Below are 18,151 nucleotides of genomic sequence, written 5' to 3'. Positions count from 1 at the left end.
ACCCACGCACGACGTGGTGGAGTGGTGTCTGGAGGATCCAACGGTGGCCCTGCCCCTTCGCGCCCCTTCGGTGCTTGCCCCCGCACTGCGCCGTCCGTTCGGCCTTTTCCTCAATCTGAACGGGACAATCGCGCCGATTGCTCCTCATCCCGACGCGGCGGTTGTGCTTGAGCCAGCACGGCGAGTGCTGGACCAGCTCGTGAAGGAGCTGGACCTCATCGTCGTCGTCACGGGATCCCCGGTGGCGCAGGCGCGGCGGATGGTGGGGGTGCCGGGGATTATCTACGTCGGCAATCATGGGAGCGAGGGTCTTGGGGAAGAAGAGAGCGGGGCGTCGCCGGCAGATTCTCGTCTCTGGCGGGCGGCGGAAGAGGCGGCGCGTCGTCTTGCCGACCCCGAGGTGTTTCTCGAAGCCAAAGGGCAGGCGGTCGCCATTCACTTTCGGGGCGTGCGCAATCGACGGGCGACCCGGAAGCTCCTCTTGGCCGCGCTGCATGCCGGTGCGCAGCGCCGTCAGTATCGGCTGATCGAAGGGCGCTGCCTGATTGAGCTCCGGCCGGCAGAAAGCCGCGATAAGGGAGATGCGGTTGCGGCCCTCCTGACCGAGCGTGGGATCAAAGGCGGCCTCTACATCGGGGATGATGCCAGCGATGTGCCCGCCTTTCGTGCCGTGCAGCGCCTCTGCGCTGCCGGAGGGTTCGGCATCGCTGTCGGAGTGGCGAGCGACGAAGCGCCGACGGCGGTTGCCGATGCCGCTGATTTTCTCGTGGAGGATGTCGAGGGGGTCGTCCGCATCTTAGAGTGGCTCTGCGGCAAGATAGCCCGGGTCTCTCGCGGTCGTTGACACCTCGCGCAGGCGCTGCTACAACGATTTCCGTCCGTTCGGCCCTGCTGAGACTGGCTGATCGGTTCTCGCTCGCTGCGCGCTCCCTCCCTAGGGATCGGCGGGAGTTGCTACTGAGGAGGAAGAGATGCCCCACCTGATTGTCGTTGGCGCAGGAACAGCCGGTTTGCCCGCCGCAATCGAGGCGGCCGACCGCGGCGCGACGGTGACCCTGCTTGAGAAGAGCGACCGCGTGGGCGGCACGCTCTGGTGGTCAAGCGCGATCATGAGCGGCGCCGGGACGCGCATGCAGAAGGCGAAGGGCTACGAAGACAGTCCGCAGCAGCATTTTGACGACTGTTTTGCCATCGGCCGCGGCCAGAACGACCCGGTTCTCCTCCGGCTCGCCACGGAGGTCGCTGCCGAAACGATCGACTGGCTGGAGGCGATCGGCGTTCCTTTCACCGCCGACTCTCCTCGCTTCGCTCCCGAGCACGAACTTTACACGCGGCCGCGGAGCCACTATCTGCAGCCGATCCCAGGCACGCCGGCAGCAGGGCGCGGCGCGATCCCTCCCCTCGAGCGCGAACTGCAGCGCCGGATCGAGGCGGGAAAGGTAACCCTCCTCCTGCGTACCGCAGCTGTCGGCCTGATCCAAGATGACGGGGGCGCTGTCGTCGGAGTTCGGGCCGCGGGACCTGAAGGCGAGACGGTGATCCGGGGCGACGCGGTTATCCTCGCGACCGGCGGCTACGGTGGGAACATCGAACTCGTCCGCAAGCTTCATCCCCAGTTTGATCATGTGATCACGCTCTGTCCGCACGAAGCGGACGGTTCGGGCCTGCGCCTTGCGCAGGAAGTGGGCGGCGCGACCGCGTTCATGGACGCCCTTATTCCTCTGCCGGGCGGAGTGCCCAACCCGAACAGTCCGGGCGACTGTCTCTATTGGGTGATGCTGCCGAACCAGCGCCCGCCGGCAGAAGCTGGCGATATTTACGTCAATAAACTGGGGAAGCGCTACATCCGTGAGGATGAAAAGCACCCGGATGCGCGCGAACGGGCGATGATGCAGCAGCCCGAGACTGCCATGATCGCCGTCTTCGACGAGCCGATGCGGCAAGGGCTGACCCCGCGCGTCGCGGAATATACGCGGCGCGAACTCGAGGGAGGACGCGGCAATCCCAACGTCATCATCTCGGCGCCGACCATCGAGGCCTTGGCAGAGAAGCTAGGAATCGACCCTCCCACGCTCCGTGCCACGGTCGAGCGGTATAACGGCTTTGTCGAGCGCGGCGTCGACGAGGACTTCGGGCGAGAGGCGATGCCGAAGAAGATCGACACCCCGCCGTTCCATGCGGTCGTCACCTACGGGGTTATTCTCGGGACGATGGGCGGGGTGAAGGTGAACGGACAGCTGCAAGTCGTCCGCGCCGACGGCTCTCCCATCAGCGGTCTGTACGCTGCCGGCGAAATCCTCGGCAAAGGGCAGATCATGGGAGACGGTATCTGCAGCGGTTTGGCCGCGGGGCCGGCCTTCTCCTTCGGGCGAGTGGCGGCGCGCAACGCTCTCGCGGCGGTTGCCGGCGCGCCAGCCTAAAGCCGGGGAGGCGCCCAGCTTCCTCAAGGCGGTGCAAGCCAGCCCACCGCATGCGCTGCGGCCCTAAGCGAGAGTTAGGTGTTCTCTGCCTCATCGAAGCGCCGCGACAGCACCATCACGTGATTACGCATTAGCTGTTCGGCGTCTTCGCCGCGGCCTTCGCGCAGCGCCTTCAGGATCGCGATGTGGTCCTCGAGGGTCTCCCGCTGCCGCTGAGGGGTGTCGGAGCGGGTCAAAAATCGATAGCGCAGGGTCTGGTCGAACACCCGGTCGAGCAAGGTAATGAGATGCCGGTTGCCTGAGGCGCGATAGACGATCCGATGGAAATCGCCGACGGCACGCTCAGGCCACTCTGCGCCGGGAGAAAGATCGATCGCGTCGATTGTGCGTTGCAGCGCTTGGGCGGTCTCCTCGGTGAAATGGTGGGCGGCCTCTCGGGCGGCTAAGCCTTCGAGAACGGCCCGGATCGCGAACAGTTCGCGGCCCGATTGATAGTCGACCGGCGCGACGCGGAAGGCGTGGCGCGCCTCCTGCTGGAGATACCCTTCTGCGAGCAGTCGCTGGAGCGCTTCCCGTACCGGTGTCCGACTGACGCCGATGACGCTGGCGAGGCGGTCGGGTTGGATGCGCTCGCCTGCGGCAAGGTCGCCGGAGAGCACAGCGCGCCGCAGCCGGCGATAGATCTCCTCGGCGAGCGTCGAGCGATCGATCGCGGCGACCCGGCCAAGGATGTCGTTTTGCTGCGCTTCGCCTGCCATGGCGTGCCTCTCCTCCCTCAGATCGCGTACCGCTTCAGCAAGTTGCGGGCGATCACGAGGCTTTGAATTTCGTTGGTCCCTTCGCCAATGATCATCAGCGGCGCGTCGCGAAAATAGCGCTCGATATCGAGGTCTTTCGCGTAGCCCGTGCCGCCGTGAATGCGCATCGAGTCCATGGCGACCTGCAGGCAGATCTCGCTGGCAAACAGCTTTGCCATCCCTGCCTCGAGGTCGACACGCTGCCCACGGTCCTTCAGCGCCGCGGCCTGATACGTCAAGAGCCGCGCCGCCTCGATCTTGGTCGCCATGTCGGCCAGTTTCAACTGGATCGCTTGATGCTCCGCGATCGGCTTCCCGAAGCTCTCCCGGCGCTGGGCATACTTGATTGCGGCTTCGAACGCGGCCTGCGCGACGCCGACCGCGCGCGCCGCGACGTTGATCCGTCCTCCCTCGAGGGCGCTCATCACTTGGTGAAAGCCCCGGCCCTCGACCCCCCCGATCAACCGGTCCGCCGGGATCTCGTAGTCCTCAAAGAGCAGCTCGCACGTGTCGATTGAGCGGTAGCCGAGTTTGTCCAGCTTCTGGACCACCTTGAAGCCGGGATGATCCTTGAGCGCGATGAAGGCGCTCATGCCCTTATACGGTGGCTGGGCGGTGGGGTCCGTCTTGGCGATGAGGGCGAAGGCGGACCCGTAGTAGGCGTTAGTGATCCACATTTTGCTGCCGTTGACGATGTAGCGGTCTCCCTCGCGCCGAGCGACGGTTCGCATCGCCCCTTGGACATCCGAGCCGCCTCCGGGCTCGGTCAAGGCGAGCCCGCCCCGCAGTTCGCCGGCAGCGAGTTTCGGCAGGTATTCGCGCTTCTGCTCTTCGGTCCCGCCGTGGACGATCATGTGGACAAGGATGTGATGGGTGCCGATAACCCCGCTCAAGCTCATCCAGCCGCGGCACAGCTCTTCCATGATGAGCGCGAAGGTCGTGTAGTCGAGGCCGAGACCGCCGTACTCCTCGGGCACAAGCACGCCGAACAGCCCCATCTCGCGCATTCGCTCGACGAGTTCATGCGGGTAGATATCGGCGTTATCCAGCTTGTTCGCAACGGGCTTGACCTCGTTTTCAACGAACTCGCGAATGACGGCGACGATATGGCGCTGGGCGTCAGTGAGTTCCAAGAGCATCGCGCTCCTCCGGTCGTTCTGTTCCAAGGGTGAGCGCAGGGTCGGCGTCGAGCGAAAAGTCCGCCCGCACCCCCGCGCGCGAAGCGAAGTAGCCGGCCGCGGCGATCATCGCCCCGTTGTCGGTGCACCAGCGTACCGGCGGCCAGCGCACCGGCACCGGCGACCGCGCTCCAAGCTGACGCCGCAACTCGAGGTTGGCCGCCACGCCGCCACAGACGAGCAGCTCTGCAACGTCATGCTCGGCTGCGGCGCGGAGCGCGTTGGTTGTCAGCACCTCGGCTACTGCCGCCTGAAAGCTCGCCGCGAGGTCAGCGACGGGCGCTTCGCCCGCCGGGTAGCGCGCAATCAGCCGCCGCATCGCGGTCTTCAGCCCGCTGAAGCTGACATCATACCTGCCGGGGACTGACGAGCGGGGAAAGGGGATCGCGTCAGGACTCCCAGCCGCTGCTGCCCGCTGGATCGCCGGCCCGCCAGGATAGCCCAAGCCGAGCAATCGCGCTACCTTGTCGAACGCTTCGCCCGCAGCATCGTCGCGCGTCCGGCCGATGCGCTGAAACTGCCAGTGGCCGCTCATAAGAACGAGGTCCGAGTGCGCGCCCGAAACGATCAGACAGAGAAGCGGGAAGCGCGGTTCAGGCGTCGGCACCTCGTCGTACAACCAGCCGGCATAGATATGGCCCGCCAAATGATTGACAGGGATAAGCGGCAGCTTCTGCGCCAGCGCTAGCGCTTTGGCGACATTGACTCCAACCAGCAGCGAGCCCGCTAGCCCCGGTCCGGCGGTTACCGCGATCGCACTGAGATCGCTCCAGTCCACAGCAGCCTGCCGCATCACTTCCTCGATCACAGGGATCAGCAGCTGAATGTGCTGTCGTGATGCAACTTCGGGGACAACGCCGCCAAACTGCGCATGTACGGCTGCTTGACTTGCCACAATCTCGGCAATAACACGACGGCCGTCTTCAACAATAGCGGCCGCCGTTTCATCGCATGAAGTCTCGATTCCGAGTATCAACACAGTTTTAGCCTAGCATGAATCGTCCAGCTTGACCAATCGACTGTTAGAAGGAGAGGGAGACCCGATCGTTCCTTGAGAGAGTGCGCGTTCACGCTGCCGTTCGACCTGCAATCGGGGAACAGCATCGCGTGACCTCGGCGCTTATGACGAACAGCGGGCCGAGCGCTCTGAAGGCTTCCCTGCGTGCTGGGGGAAGCGGAGCTCCCGCCGGGCAGCAACGCGATCAGGGGGGAGAGGTGCTCTCCTCCCTGCTTCGAGAACCGGCCGAGGGCAGGTCGAGGCGATCAGGTGAGAGGCCAGCCCCGCCATTCGATATCGGCGCAGTGCGCAAACCGGCGCTCCATCACGCGCAGAGCGTCAGGATTGTTATCGATCAGGAAAAAGCGCCGGCCAAGGGCGAGACACGCTGCGCCAACGGTGCCGCTGCCTGCAAATGGGTCAAGAACAAGCGCCCCCGGCGCCGAGGAGGCAGCGATCATGCGCCGAACGATCGCGAGCGGCTTCTGCGTGGGGTAGCCCGTGCGCTCTTTCCCGCTTGTCGGCACGATGGTGTGCCACCAGGTATCTGTCAGGCGCTTCCCGAGCGCCGCTTTCTCCGGTCCGACCAGGCTGGGCGCAAGGTAGGGGATCCGGTCGACCGCATCGGCGTCGAAGAAGTAGCGTTCCGGGTCGCGCACGTAGACGAGGATCGTATCGTGCTTCGCTGGCCAGCGGCGCCGCGAGCGGCCTCCGTAGTCGTACGCCCAGATGATTTCATTCAGAAAACAGTTTCGTCCAAAGATGGTGTCAAGCAGCACCTTGCAGTAGTGCGCCTCGCGCGGGTCGAGATGGAGGTAGAGCGTTCCGTGCGGAGCGAGAACCCGGTGGATCTCGCGGAGGCGCGGCTCGAGAAAGGCAAGGTAGTCGTCGAAGCAGTCAGCGAAACTGGCGCTTCCAATGCGAACTGCGGCATAGCGCCGGCCGGCGAACCCGACCCGTTCCCCGTCGGGGGAGTGGTGAACGCGGAGACGGGTGTGACGGCGCCGGCTGCCGGTGTTGAACGGCGGGTCGGTCACAACGAGGTCGACCGAGCCCGCAGCGAACTCGCGAAGGACCGGCAAATTGTCGCCAAAGACGATGGTGTTCATCCCTGACCGAGAGCAGGTTCCGGGGGATTTCGCGCACGAGCGGCGCCGCGCGGTCATCATTGCTCTGCCGCTTTAGTGGGCGGCAGGCGTCGCGCTGCCGAGCGAATGCTGCCACACGCTCGGCATTTCCTCAAGCAGGAACCCGACCGCCATCAGGAAGGGGTTGGCCGAGGAGCTCCAAGCAAGAGGACAGCGCCGGGCAGCTTGGCGCTGGGGTGCAAAGCGAAGCGGTGCCGCCCGGGCGGCCCAAGACCGCCGGCGAGAGCGCCGCTGCCAGGGGAGGGACGGCTAGCGGCGCGCTCGTCCGGACGGCGTCACGCTGCTGAGAGGACGCTGCGGCCGCTGGCGCCGCGGGGGGGCCAGCACGCCAGCAAAAGTCTGCCGCTGCGATGGTGGGGACGGCGCGACCAGAGGGCATCCCGCTGCGAGCGGCCTCTCTCCCTACGCTGCTTCGCTCGGCCACCGCTCGGCATGCTCGCGTCGGCGCAGCGCACGCGACGTCAGCCGCTCGCGCACATGCCAGCCGAGCCCAATCCCGATACTCGCCGCCGAGTACAGGTAGTACAGGAGGTGAAGGGGGACAGCGCGCAGGGCGAAGATGACGCCCCGCCGCGCAGCGAAGAACTGGTAGAGCCTGCGGCTGCGGAAGACGGTCGCAGCGAGCAAGGCAATCCCGATGATGGCGGCGGGCCACCAAAGCGGTCCCAGCACCAGGCCGGCAGTGCCTGCAGTGGCGCAGAGGGCGTTTATCCGCTCGGCGGGCCGAAGATTGAGGTCTGCCGGGAGACGGCGCGTGCGGAGGATGAGCGCCGTCCACGGCGCCCCGCGGTCGAAGATCTCCGTTCGCAGCAGGCCGAAGAAGGTCCACCGCTTCAGGTGACGGACGCGCAGAGCGGGATCGAGCCGAATCCGGCCGCCCTGGGCACAGAGCCGGACGCCAAACTCGATGTCTTCAACCGAGGGACGGCGATAGCGCGCGGCGTCGAACCCCCCAAGGGCGAGGAAGACCGCGCGGCGGACCCCGCCGCAGCCAGTCCAGAAGGTGGCGGCTTCACGCTTCGCCTGTTGGTGAACCCAATGATGGAACAGATTTTTGTACTGAGAGAGAAAGCGCGGGTCGGCAGGGGCGTCGTCGTAGGAACCGATGACGGCGTCGACGGTCGGGTCTGCGAGCGTTGCCACCACGCGCTGAACGGCGTCAGGATGGACCTCGCAGTCGGCGTCGGTGAAGAAGAGGATCTCGCCCTGCGCTGCACGCGCGCCCCTATTCCGCGCAGCTGCTGGTCCATACGGGCCGCCCTCGAGGCGCACCAAGCGCGCGCCGAATTCGTCTGCCAGCGGCGCGATCGGCTCGGTCGAGGAGTCATCGACGAGGAGAAGCTCGATGCGGGGGTAGGTCGACGCTCGAAGCGCCGTCAGGCAGCGGCGGAGGGTCGCCGCGCCGTTGTGAACCGGGATAATCACGCTCACGAGAGGGGAGGTCAAACGCGCTCCTGAAGCGGCCGGAGGCAACGATAGCATCGGCGCCGCTCAGCGTCAACGCACCTGCAGCGCAGGAGGACGCGCTCTGCCAGGGGGCTCCTTGTGCTCCCTCGCGTGCGCTTCGGAACAATGGACGGCTTCACCGCAGGACGGCGCAGTCGACACCCTGCGCCGATGTCCCCACCGCTGAAGGGGAGGCAACTGGGCCATTCGTTTTGTCGCCTGTATACTGATGGCAGAGTTCGGTGGTCGCTACAATCCGCCCGCCACCTCAGCAGCATTCATCACCCTCGGGGGAAGCATGAACACGATCGAGCTGGTGCGCATCCCAGCGATGACGGTGCCGGACAAGGAGTGTCTTGTCTTTGAAGATCGCCGCTTTACCTATCGCCAATTGCTGGACCGCATTCTGCGGCTTGCGGCGGCGCTGCACGCGCGCGGAATTCGGCGCGGGGACAAGGTCGCGATCCTCCACACCAACAGCAACGAATATGTCGAGGCGTATTACGCCGTGGCGATGCTGGGCGCGATTTTCGTCCCGCTCAACTATCGTGCCCGCGCTGATGAGCTGGTTCATCTCGTAAACGACTCCGAGTCCTCGACCCTCTTCGTCGGCGACCGCTATGTTGAGCAAGTTCGGTCGCTGGCATCGCAATTCCCAAATGTCACGCGCTACATCGCGGTTGAGAGCCCCCAAGAGGGAATGGAGTTCTTCGGCGACCTTCTTGCCAGTGCTTCTCCCGACGATGCCCCGGAGATTGAGGTCGATGACTCCGATTGCACGATCTTGATGTACACCTCGGGCACAACCGCGTTGCCGAAGGGGGTTATTCTCACCTACGGCGGGTTCAGCGAGTACATCTTGACGACAACAGAACCGGCAAGCGAGGAGTCAACCGGAGCGACGCTGCTTGCGGTGCCGATCTATCACGTCGCTGGCGCAAGCGCAATCATGACCGCGCTCTATGGCGGGCGCAAACTGGTCCTGATGCGGCAGTTCGATCCTAAAGAGTGGCTTCGGCTTGTCGAGCGCGAGCGCATTACCAACGTCTTCCTCGTTCCGACGATGATGAAGCGCATTATCGACGACCCGGATTTCGACAAGTATGATCTGTCAAGCCTTCAATTCATCTCCTATGGTGCTGCGCCGATGCCGGTTCCGGTAATTCTGAAAGCGATCGCGAAATTCCCGAAGCATGTCGGGTTCATGAACGCTTTCGGGCAGACAGAAACCACTTCGACTGTAACTATTCTCGGGCCTGAGGATCATCGTCTTGAAGGAACGCCGGAAGAGATTGAACGGAAGATCGGGCGGCTGCACTCGATCGGCCGGCCGGTCGACGACGTGGAGCTCGCTATCCTCGACGAAGAGGGCAATCCGCTGCCTGTTGGCGTGGTTGGCGAGATCGCCATCCGGACCCCTCGAGAGATGGCTGGCTATTGGAAGCAGGAGGAAGCGACGGCCAAGACCAAGGTCGGCGGCTGGATCCGCACCCGCGACCAGGGCTATATCGACGAGGACGGGTACGTCTTCCTTGCCGGGCGCAAGAGCGACATGATCATCCGTGGGGGCGAGAATATTGCTCCGGAAGAGGTGGAGCGGATTTTGCATGGGCATCCTGCGATCGAGGAAGTGGCCGTGATCGGCGTGCCGGACGAAGAGTGGGGCGAACGGGTCAAGGCGGTGGTCGTGCTGCGGGAGGGCGCCCACTGCACCCACGAAGAGATCATCGCTTATGCAAAGACGCGGCTCGCCTCCTTCAAAGTGCCGGAGATTATCGAATTTGTCGAGACCTTGCCGCGCAATGCAATGGGCAAGGTGCTGAAGAATGTTCTCCGCGAACAGCACCGGCTCTATGAGTCAGAGCCATCCCATCCCGAGAATGTTTCGGCGTGAGCGGCGCTAGGGAAGGATGAGGCGTCCGCTGGCAAGAGCGTGGCGGATAGCGTCGAGCACGCGGGCGCTCTTTACGCCGTCATCGGGCGCAAGCAGGGGCGGCTCCTCCCCCCACGCTGCGGCGGCAAACTGCTCAACCATCAGTTGATAGGGGTCGGCAGGCGGAAAGGAGACGACCGTCTCGCCGCGCTGCGTGCGCAGCTGCAGGGTCGTGGGGTCGTGGCGCCAAGCGGTGAACGCGAGGGAGGCCGAGAGCGTGCCGTCGGTTCCGACGATCGTGAGCCGCTGATACTCGTAGGCGTCAAATGCTGCAAGAACGTGCGCCGTTATTCCGCCGGGAAAGCCGAGGATCGCGTCGGTGCGCCAATCGACCGGCGAACCTTTGGAGAGGGCGACGACGCGATCCGGCTCGCCTCCGGCGATCCAGCGGGCAGCGTTAACGCCGTAGCAGCCGACATCGAGGAGCGCGCCGCCTCCGCGGTCGGGTTCAAGCCGGTAGCCTGCTGAAGCCCGCAGCGGGAACGTGAATGCGGCTTCGATAGCACGCGGCTCGCCGAGCGTGCCCGCTCCGATAATCGCGTCGATGTGGCGGCTGCGCGGGTGGAAGCGATACATCACCGCCTCCATCAGGAGGACGCCGGCCTGAGCGCAGGCTGCGGCGATAGCTGAGGCGTCGTGCGCTGATGGGGCGAGCGGCTTCTCGCACAGCACGTGCTTTCCTGCTTCCGCTGCCCGGATTGCCCAATGCGCGTGGAGGTCGTTGGGAAGCGCAATATACACGCCGTCGACCTCTGGGTCCGCCAGCGCAGCCTCGTATGAGCCGTAGGCACGGGCGGCGTCAAACGGGCGGGCGGCGGCCGCCGCCCGCGCTTGGTCGCGGCTGGCGACAGCGTAGAGCGTCCCGTTGCGTGAGCGGGCAATGGCTGGCATGACCGCGCGCGTTGCCACGAAGCCGGGACCCAGCACTGCCCACCGGAATCGACCCCTAGATGGCGCGGTCATCGATCGCGACCGGCGTCGCATCGTGGGCAGCGGACCACATTGCTGCCTCCATCACGGCGATGGTGCGCCGTGCCTGCTGCGGCAGCACTGCAAGCGGCTCGCTATCCAGCAGATGGTCGGCGAGGTTGCGATGGAACGGCCAGCGCGGCGGCGAGGGGAGCTCAAGATGTTCGTGATGGATCGCGCCGCCGCGATCGCGCCGGGAGACCACCACCGTTGCCGGCGCGTCAGCCGGCTGGAAGAACTGTTCGATCAGCTCGCCAGTAGGAGCGCGAGAGACAACCCGCTCGTTTCGCCAGCTGGCGACAACCGCTCCTTTGGTGCCGAGGATGTACCACTTCGGTTTCGGCGCCGCCGCGATATCGGCATGAATGAATTCCGCTTCGACGCCGCCATCGAACCGCAGGAGAATGCGCGCCATATCCGCATTGGTGACGTCATGCCAGACGCGCTTCTGACTGCTGGCGGAGACACTCCGCACTGGGGCAGGGACCAGCGTCAAGATCCAGTCGAGATAGTGCGCCCCCCAGTCGTAGAACAGCCCCCCTGAGATTGGTTCATGGGAGTGCCAGAAGTCGCAGGGATGGCGGAACCCGCCGATGAAAGTCTCAATGTGAAACAGCTCCCCGATCGTGCCGCTCGTGATCGCTTGGTGGATCGCGAGGAAATCGGCATCCCACCGCCGATTCTGATACACGGTGAGCGTCCGCTGGCGGCGGTCAGCAAGGTCAATCAGGCGGTCGGCCTCCGCGGTGGTGAGACAGAACGGTTTCTCGACGACGACGTGTTTGCCGGCCTCGAGGAAGCGGGCGGCGATGGGGGCGTGGCTGTTCGGCGGGGTGGAGACGACGGCGAGCTCCACCTCGCTGTCGCCCAGGACTGCCTCCAACTGCGCGTAGGTGCGCGCGGAGGGAACGTCGCGGCGTGCTTCCTCAAGACGTTGGGGATTGGTATCGCAGACCGCGATGAGACGAAGACCGGGGGTTTCCTGCAGGGCCTGGGCATGGATGCTGCCGATTGCTCCCCATCCGATAAGGGCGGCTCCGATCGTGCGCGACGCTGCCTCGCCTGCCGCGAAGCGGACAGCGCGGTAGAGCAGCCGTTGGACGATGCGGTCGGTCAAGGCGGGCGGACGGCCTTCGAGCGCAAACGTCACGAGGCGACCGCGCCCGAGGCGAGTGACGATGGCGAGCGGCAGGCGACGGTAGTGCCAACTGAAGCGGAGAATCACCTCGCCGTCGACGTGGTCGGGCAGCAGCGCGCTCGCGTCCACGATCGTGAGCCGCTGATCGAGGCGGTCGCTGATCGGGTGCGTTCCCTCGACGCTTACGATCAGCTCGCACTGCGGGGTCACGGGGGCCTCGCTGATGCCGAGCAGCGCGCCTCGGTCGCCGAGGACCACAAGCCCGCCACCGCTGGCGACAAAATCAAGCAGCGCGGCGCGCTCTGCCGGCGCAAGGGGCGTTCCGGTGAGCAGCGCGACGACAACTCCGGTGCCGGTCAAGGACGGCAGGCCGTCGGCGAGCGACGCTTGCCGAAGGACGAGCTGCGGGTGGAAGCGGCGCAACGCAAGGCTCAAGGCGTCGCTGTCCGCGCTGGGAGCAGTTAGGGCGAGCGTGGAGATCGGAGGCATCGCGGTGACATACCGAGCCGACAAGAGCGAGATGGGGGGAGCCGATGGCTGCGCATTTGCAACTGCAGTGTAGAAGAATCTGACGACGCTGCCAAGCCCCGACGCGCAGCGGGCAAACAAAAACGGGCGCCCAGAGGACGCCCGTTCGCATTAGGGTGCTTCTCGCTAGCGCACGATCAATTTCCCGACCATGCCCGCAGCTTCATGGCCCGGGAGCGAGCAGTAGGTCTGGAACTCGCCGGCGGTGGGGAAGACGAACGTTTTCGTCTCCTGCTTCCCAGGGTCGGCGTAGAGCACGGGCTCTTCCGGCAGCCCGGTTCCGCGCACGCGCCAGTCGTGCGCTTGACTGTCGGGGTTCCTGAACGTGATCGTCACAGGCTGGTTGACGGGGACGGTGATCGTGCTCGGCTCGAAGGCGAAGCCGCCCCGTTTGGCCGAAATCGTCGTTCCTCCCCCGCCACCGCCGCCTCCAGTGCAGGCCGCAAGAAGCAGCGCGGCGCCGGCAACTACGCCGATCATCCCTCGCCTGACATTGCGGGAAACCACTCGCATCGTTCCTCCTCGGCCGTCCTGCGCGGGACGGCCGTTCTCAGATGCGGCGCGATCGTCCCACGGCCTCGGGCCGCGCCGGGTATCCGCCCGAGACATCATGATGCTCCGCCGGAGCCCTCATCAGCTCCTCGTGCGCGCATTTCGCTGTCGCGACACGGCGCGGGCGCACTTGTGCTGGATTTCACGAGACGACAAAATTGTATTCTGTTTCCGGCACGACCGTCAAAGACCTGCGCTCCTTTCCCTGCGGGACGTATCATCCGCGCGTTGCGTCGATCGCGTCGGCTTCGGTTGCGCCGTCAGCGCAGACGCCCGCTCGGTGCGCGGTCGGCGTCCTAACAATCTTGGAGTAGAGCGGTGAAGCTGGCTCGCGATCTCGAACGCGCTCCGGGCGGCAGTGATGCAGACGGCACGGTGACGCTTCGCCGCCGTTCCTCTCTTCGCGTCGCTCTGCCGTCTTGGCAGCCCGGCCGGCGGGGCGATGCAGCAGCAGGCGACAGCTGTGCCGCCGACGCTTTTCTTGCGCGCTCAGCCTGGGCAGCGCTGTCTCTCGCTCGGTCTCGCATCGACCAAGCGCCCCTCCCGCTCTTGTATCGCGAGGCAGCGCGCCGACGGCAGGGAATTCCCTGCGGCGATGCGCGCGCTCGGCCGGCACGAGGACGAACGAAGCGCGATGCGCGGCGACAGCGGAACGCAGCAGCGCCGCAACGCCACCACCCTTCCTCTCCGCTCTCAGGGCAGCTACCAGAGCCGCAGGAGGAGCACGCAATGCTGGCATGCCAAGGTGAGGGGGCTTGTGCCGGCTGTCGGCGATGGCAGGGCGGCAGGAAAGGCGCTGCGCGCCAATGAGGACAGTAAGCGTGCGGCGTCATGTCTTCGCCAACCGAACGTTTGCCCTCCTCGCGGTCGGCCAGACCTGCTCGAATACGGGGATGTGGATCAGCCTGTTCGCGGTCTCCTTCGCCATCAAGACGATCACCGAATCGGACTTGCAGCTCGGTCTCGTCGCCTTGGTGCGGGCGGCGCCGCTCATCGGGTTCTCGCTCGTTGGCGGGGGACTGGCCGACCGCGTCGACCGCCGCCGGCTGTTGCTGCTGACCCAGCCCGCTGCTGCGGTGATGCTCGCCGTGCTCGCGCTCGCTTTTCTCTTCGGCGCGCCGGAGGGAGCCCTCGTCGCGCTGCTCTACCTCGTCACCTTCGGGATCGGGGCGCTTGGCGCCTTTGATGTGCCTGCCGTGCAGGCCTCGGTGCCGACCATCGTCGGCCGCGCCGACCTTGTCCAAGCGCTCGGGGTCCTCGTCCTCGCTCGGCAGGTGAGCAGCATCGTCGCGCCGGCGGTGGCAGGGGTGGTCATCGGACAGGCAGGCTACAGCGCGGTGTTCGGGCTGGCGGCCGCGATGTATCTCGTCTTTATCATGCTGCTCCGCGTCATTCGCTGGCGGAGCCTTCCGGAGTCACGCCAGCGCCGCTCCCTCGCTGGCGCAATTGCCGAGGGGCTGCGGTATGCCTGGTCGACGCCGGTCGTCCTCGGGCTGCTTCTGATGGATTTTGTGGCGACGACATTCGCGCAGCCGAGCGCCTTTGTCATCATCATTGGGCGCGATGTTCTCAATCTGGAGCCTGCTCAGATCGGGGTGCTCGCGAGCGGATTTCCCCTCGGCGCGATCGTGGGCGGCGCTGCGCTGGGGCTGCTCTCCTCCCGGCTCCTTCCGACGCTGCGCGCCATTGTCATTGCGACGGTGATCTATGGGATGGGGGTCATTCTTCTCGGGCTGGCGCCAAGCTTCGGCGTCGCCATTGTCGCCTTGGTGCTGATGGGCATCGCCGACGTGGTCAGCGAAACCCTCCGCAACGGCCTCTTACAGCTGTCGGTGCCGGATGAGCTGCGTGGCCGGGTCTCGTCGGTGATGCTGATCTTTGTTCGCGGCGGGCCGAACCTCGGGCAGTTCCGTGCCGGAGCAGTTGCCAGCGTGGTCGGCCCGGTCGCCTCGGCGGTGAGCGGCGGCATCCTCTGCGTCGCCGGCACGCTCCTGCTCGGCGCTTGGCTCGCGCGGCGGCTGCGGCAGTCCCCGCCGCCGTTCGCTGCCTCGGCGCGGGATCAGCGCTAGGCCCGGCGCGTCCCGCTCTCAACCAGACAAAAAGGCGCCCGTCTCGAAGGCGGGCGCCGGGCCGGCATTCCTTGCGATATGGCGCTTCCGAGACGAGGCTTCTCGCTAGGAGATGCTGGTTGCCACCCGAGGCACGAATTGGAAGAAGAGCGCCATCAAGGTCAGGATGATGACGGTCGCGATGAGGAGCGGCCCAGTAAAGAGCGCGGTCATCAGCCTGCCGTCGTAGCGGAGATGCATGTAGAACGCGACAACGAGAAAGAACTTGCCGGCTGAAAGGAGCAGCAGAAGGGGCGACACGATAAGCGGGCCGAGCGTCGGCTCAAGGTAGTAGAGCGACACCTCGAGAGCGGTCAGCGCTGCGAGCACGAGCGCGACCTTGATGTACGTGCCGACCGTCGGATGGACATGCTGCTCTTCGGCGAGTACCGGTTCAGCGAAGGCGCCGGGCGCCCATCGTTCGACGTCAACAGGCGGGGTCTCTGTCGCGTGGGTGTCGCTCAATAGCCACCTCCGTGCGGCGCAAGGAGATATACGAGAACGAAGATGACGATCCAAACGATATCGACAAAGTGCCAGTAGAGTCCAGCGATCTCGACATCGAGGCTTGCGCGCTGGTGAAGCTTGCCGCGGAATGACAGGAGCACGAGCGAGAGAAGCCAGAGGACGCCGACGGTGACGTGAGCGCCGTGAAAGCCCGTCAGGACATAGAACGACGAGCCGAAGATGTTCGTGTCGATGCCGAGCCCCTTCTCCACGAAGAAGGTCGTGAATTCGTAGAACTGGCCGCCGAGAAAGAGCATCCCCAGCCCCGCGGTGGCGAGGAGCCAAATGCGGGTGCTGCGGATATCCCCCCGCTGAATTGCCGACACCGCCAGCACCATCGCGAGGCTGCTGATCAGGAGCACCGTGGCGCTCACCGTCGTAAACGGAATGTCGAAACTGAACTGGTTGCCAGGGTAGGGAGGATTGAGGCTTCGCCCGCGGAGCGACATGTAGGTGGCGATCAGCGACCCGAAGAACATGCACTCCGAGCCGAGAAAGACCCACATCACCGTCTTGCGGTTGATCAGCCCCATCCGGTGATGGTCGTCGAAGACGGTCGCGTGGTGAGTTGGATGCGCCGTCGTAGTCATCCCTTCCTCACGCTCAGGACGCCGGCTCGAGCGCCCAGCTGTAGATACTCGCGAGCAGAACGAGAACGCCGATACCGGTGAGGACGTACCCGAAGATGATCCCCGCAGCCGCCAGCGTGAGACCGAACGCTGTCACGATCGGCCAGTAGGACGGCTTCGGCAGGTGGACATGGACGTCTGCCGGAGCAGCCGCCGGTTGCGTGGACGAGAGGCGGCTGTCATTCGGCCCTCCCCACAGCGGGTAGAGGCTGCGAACCACCGGAACGGTGGCGAAGTTGTACACCGGCGGGGGCGAGGGAAGCGACCATTCGAGCGTGCCTGCCCCCCACGGGTTCGCGCCGGCCGGCTCGCCCGACCGCACCGACTTGATCACGTTGTAGATGAAGAAGAGGAAGGAGATGGCGATGATAAAGGCGCCGATCGTCTCAAGCTGGTTCATCAGCTCCCACCCGAAGCCGGCGGGGTAGGTATAGGTGCGGCGCGGCATGCCGTTCAGCCCGACAAAGTGCATCGGGAAGAACGACAGGTTGAACCCGATCAGCATCAGCCAGAAGTGGATCTTCCCCAGCCGCTCGTCGAGCAGCCGGCCCGTTACCTTCGGCAGCCAGTAGTAGGCCCCCGCCATGATCCCGAAGATGGCGCCGCCGAACAGCACGTAGTGGAAGTGCGCGACGATGAAGTACGAGTCGGTCTGCTGAAGGTCGGCCGGCGGCGAGGCGTGCATCACCCCGGACAGCCCGCCGATGATGAACATGGCGATGAAAGCAACAGCGAACAGCGCCGGCGTCTTGTAGACGGTCTGCCCCATCCACAGCGTGCCGATCCAGTTGAAGATCTTCACGCCGGTGGGAATTGCGATCAGCATCGTCGCAATTGCAAACGCCGAGTCGGCGACAGGCCCCATTCCGGTGGCAAACATGTGATGCGCCCAGACAATGAAGCCGAGAAAGCCGATTGCGATGCCGGAGTAGACGACAAAGGTGTAGCCGAACAGCGGCTTCCGGGCAAAGGTAGGCAGAATGTCCGAGATCATGCCGAACGCGGGCAGAATCAGGATATAGACCTCAGGATGGCCGAAGATCCAGAAAAGATGCTGCCAAAGGATCGGGTCGCCGCCCCACTGGGCGAGGTAGAAGTTTGTGCTGAAGTGACGATCGAACGTCAGGAGGATCAGCGCCACTGCGATCGGGGGCAGCGCGAGCGCAAGAAGCCACTGCGTGACAAATTGCATCCAGACGAACGGCGGCATCCGCATCAAGGTCATGCCGGGCGCCCGCATGTTGATGATCGTGACGATGAAATTGAATGCCGCCGCCAGTGAAGCGACGCCAAGCACCTGGAGGCCCATTGCCCAGAAATCAGCGCGCAGTTCGGGGGAGAACTGACGATCTGTCAGCGGGGCATAACCGAACCACCCGAAGTCCGGCGCCCCTCCGATGAAGAAGGAGAGATTCATCAGGATGCCGCCGAAGAGGAAACACCAGTAGCTGAATGCATTCAGGCGGGGAAAGGCGACGTCGCGGGCGCCAATCATGAGCGGGACGAAGTAGTTGAGGAAGGCGGCGTTGAGCGGCATGACCGCCAAGAAAATCATGGTCGTGCCGTGCATCGTGAACAGCTGGTTGTACTGGTCGGGAGTGAGCAACGTTGCGCCCGGCACAAACAGTTGGAGCCGGATCAGCAGCGCTTCAATCCCGCCGATGAGAAAGAAGATGAACGCCGTCACCCCGTAAAGAATGCCGATGCGCTTATGGTCGACAGTGGTGACCCAACTCCAGATCCCTGTCGGCCTGACGGCGACTGCCTGTCCAAGCTGTCCAACGTTGACCGTCATGCTCTC

Annotated in this window: 15 protein-coding genes; 4 read left to right on the top strand and 11 right to left on the bottom strand. The window is 65.0% G+C overall.

What is annotated here, in order from left to right:
• The first annotated feature begins 43 nt into the window (after window positions 1–43).
• Window positions 44–844 (top strand): trehalose-phosphatase, encoded by an 801-nt coding sequence (gene otsB, locus NZ773_01685; protein MCS6800642.1) that lies wholly within the window; start codon window positions 44–46, stop codon window positions 842–844.
• A 127-nt stretch (window positions 845–971) separates the two neighbouring features.
• Window positions 972–2,420 (top strand): FAD-dependent oxidoreductase, encoded by a 1,449-nt coding sequence (locus NZ773_01680; GenBank protein MCS6800641.1) that lies wholly within the window; start codon window positions 972–974, stop codon window positions 2,418–2,420.
• A 74-nt stretch (window positions 2,421–2,494) separates the two neighbouring features.
• Here the strand turns inward: NZ773_01680 and NZ773_01675 are convergent, their stop codons facing one another.
• The 5 genes from NZ773_01675 to NZ773_01655 form a co-directional block, all read right to left on the bottom strand.
• Window positions 2,495–3,178 (bottom strand): GntR family transcriptional regulator, encoded by a 684-nt coding sequence (locus NZ773_01675; protein ID MCS6800640.1) that lies wholly within the window; start codon window positions 3,176–3,178, stop codon window positions 2,495–2,497.
• A 17-nt stretch (window positions 3,179–3,195) separates the two neighbouring features.
• Window positions 3,196–4,356 (bottom strand): acyl-CoA dehydrogenase family protein, encoded by a 1,161-nt coding sequence (locus tag NZ773_01670; GenBank protein MCS6800639.1) that lies wholly within the window; start codon window positions 4,354–4,356, stop codon window positions 3,196–3,198.
• Window positions 4,337–5,374 (bottom strand): tRNA (adenosine(37)-N6)-threonylcarbamoyltransferase complex transferase subunit TsaD, encoded by a 1,038-nt coding sequence (gene tsaD / locus NZ773_01665; protein MCS6800638.1) that lies wholly within the window; start codon window positions 5,372–5,374, stop codon window positions 4,337–4,339. Before tsaD ends, NZ773_01670 begins: the two co-directional genes overlap by 20 nt.
• A 284-nt stretch (window positions 5,375–5,658) precedes the next feature.
• Complete coding sequence (locus tag NZ773_01660; protein MCS6800637.1) at window positions 5,659–6,501, bottom strand: site-specific DNA-methyltransferase; 843 nt, start codon at window positions 6,499–6,501, stop codon at window positions 5,659–5,661.
• Window positions 6,502–6,942: 441 nt separating this feature from the next.
• Window positions 6,943–7,986 carry a glycosyltransferase gene (locus NZ773_01655; GenBank protein ID MCS6800636.1) on the bottom strand — a complete coding sequence of 348 codons (1,044 nt, stop codon included), beginning with the start codon at window positions 7,984–7,986 and terminating at the stop codon, window positions 6,943–6,945.
• A 229-nt stretch (window positions 7,987–8,215) separates the two neighbouring features.
• On the opposite strand from NZ773_01655, the gene NZ773_01650 reads away from it, so the two are divergent.
• Window positions 8,216–9,880, top strand: coding sequence for a long-chain-fatty-acid--CoA ligase (locus NZ773_01650; protein MCS6800635.1), 1,665 nt, complete (start codon window positions 8,216–8,218; stop codon window positions 9,878–9,880).
• 6 nt (window positions 9,881–9,886) lie between these two features.
• Here the strand turns inward: NZ773_01650 and NZ773_01645 are convergent, their stop codons facing one another.
• From NZ773_01645 to NZ773_01635, 3 genes are all read right to left on the bottom strand, one after another.
• Window positions 9,887–10,882: a Gfo/Idh/MocA family oxidoreductase gene (locus NZ773_01645; GenBank protein ID MCS6800634.1), complete on the bottom strand. Its 996-nt coding sequence runs from the start codon at window positions 10,880–10,882 to the stop codon at window positions 9,887–9,889.
• The gene (locus NZ773_01640) at window positions 10,866–12,515 is read right to left on the bottom strand and encodes a Gfo/Idh/MocA family oxidoreductase (GenBank protein ID MCS6800633.1); all 1,650 of its coding nucleotides are present in this window, start codon (window positions 12,513–12,515) and stop codon (window positions 10,866–10,868) included. The genes NZ773_01645 and NZ773_01640 overlap by 17 nt, the downstream gene beginning before the upstream one ends.
• A gap of 165 nt (window positions 12,516–12,680) precedes the next feature.
• Entirely contained in the window at window positions 12,681–13,067 is a 387-nt protein-coding gene (locus NZ773_01635; protein MCS6800632.1) for a cupredoxin domain-containing protein, read from the bottom strand.
• Between the two features lie 845 nt (window positions 13,068–13,912).
• Here NZ773_01635 and NZ773_01630 point away from each other — a divergent pair.
• On the top strand, window positions 13,913–15,175 hold the full coding sequence (locus tag NZ773_01630; GenBank protein ID MCS6800631.1) for an MFS transporter: 1,263 nt from the start codon (window positions 13,913–13,915) through the stop codon (window positions 15,173–15,175).
• 105 nt (window positions 15,176–15,280) lie between these two features.
• Here NZ773_01630 and NZ773_01625 read toward each other — a convergent pair whose 3' ends face one another.
• Genes NZ773_01625 through ctaD form a run of 3 tightly spaced genes read right to left on the bottom strand, consistent with a single transcriptional unit; the run spans window position 15,281 to window position 18,145 of the window.
• A complete protein-coding gene (locus NZ773_01625; protein MCS6800630.1) occupies window positions 15,281–15,679 on the bottom strand; it encodes a cytochrome C oxidase subunit IV family protein in 399 nt (132 codons plus the stop codon).
• Window positions 15,676–16,311: a heme-copper oxidase subunit III gene (locus tag NZ773_01620; GenBank protein ID MCS6800629.1), complete on the bottom strand. Its 636-nt coding sequence runs from the start codon at window positions 16,309–16,311 to the stop codon at window positions 15,676–15,678. The genes NZ773_01625 and NZ773_01620 overlap by 4 nt, the downstream gene beginning before the upstream one ends.
• Before the next feature lie 13 nt (window positions 16,312–16,324).
• A complete protein-coding gene (gene ctaD / locus NZ773_01615; GenBank protein ID MCS6800628.1) occupies window positions 16,325–18,145 on the bottom strand; it encodes a cytochrome c oxidase subunit I in 1,821 nt (606 codons plus the stop codon).
• Between the last annotated feature and the right edge of the window lie 6 nt (window positions 18,146–18,151).

Source organism: Dehalococcoidia bacterium, assembly GCA_025054935.1.
In the GTDB taxonomy this organism is placed as follows: domain Bacteria; phylum Chloroflexota; class Dehalococcoidia; order SpSt-223; family SpSt-223; genus JANWZD01.
This window is presented reverse-complemented; position numbering and strand designations above follow the sequence as displayed.